Genomic DNA, 979 nt, shown 5'->3' with positions numbered 1-979 from the left:
GCGCCTTGCTCCAGCACTTTGCGGTTCAAGGCATCGTATTGCAGGTCAATACGTTCGGCCTGATTGCCACTGTTCCGGCGGATAATGGCGACATTATTGCCATTGGCGTCGTAGAGCATTTCAGTGATGGCATCACCCTGTTGGGTTTGCCACTGGCGATTACCCGCGGCATCAGTGCCTTGAACCTGGTGACTCACACCCACCTGACGCGTGAGCACCAGGCGACCTAAGGCATCGTACTGGTTGCGGGTGATGCGGTTATCGGTATGACTCGCATCGAGCTGTGCCAATAGGGCCTGGGGATCACTGTCGATACTGAGGCTATTACGGGCACTGTCGGGCAGTGCTTGGGCGTATTTCAGTTCTTCGACAATATGTCCCGCCGCATCGTACTGGCGTTGGGTGGCATAGCCTAAGGCATCCACCAACAGGATGGCCTGGCCTTTGGCATCGTAGAAGGTGTAAGTGCTATGACCCCGGCTGTCCGTAGTTTTAATGACATTGCCATTGGCATCGTAGACCTGGGTTTGGCCGACGCGACCATAGAAGTAACCCCGATCAATATCATGCATCAGCACTTCACGGCTGTAACGGGCCAGCTCATGGTTGTTAGCATCGTACTCAAAATGGGTTTCGCGATACTCCCCTTGACCCATCGGTGGCGTATGTAACATCAGCGTGTTGACATCCAACCGTTGATCATAGCTGCGCTCAAACAGCTTGTTACCCGCCGCATCATAACCAAAGGTCTTCAGTACACCGTCACCATCCACCTGGGCGATCAATTGATTACGGGCGTTGTAGTAGAAGGTGGTGGCTTGACCATTGGGGTCGATCTCACGGATCACGTTGCCCACCGCATCGTATTGGCGATTCACCATCGCGACTTGTGGGCGTGGCTGGCCTTCAACCTGATGTGCATTCTGACGCTGTTGGATCAGCTGCCCCTGGGCGTTATAGCGAAACTCAGTGACCCGTG

At 54.5% G+C, this 979-nt stretch carries 1 protein-coding gene; it reads right to left on the bottom strand.

Features of this window, described 5'->3' with window-relative positions; translation table 11 throughout:
• Nucleotides 1-979: hypothetical protein (locus ACQ96U_RS27095; RefSeq protein WP_431724397.1), on the bottom strand; the 979-nt coding region annotated here is incomplete at both ends.

The organism is Zooshikella sp. RANM57, assembly GCF_050749885.1.
Classification (GTDB): domain Bacteria; phylum Pseudomonadota; class Gammaproteobacteria; order Pseudomonadales; family Zooshikellaceae; genus Zooshikella.
The sequence above is the reverse complement of the archived record's forward strand: the minus strand, read 5'-3'. Positions and strand labels throughout refer to the sequence as shown.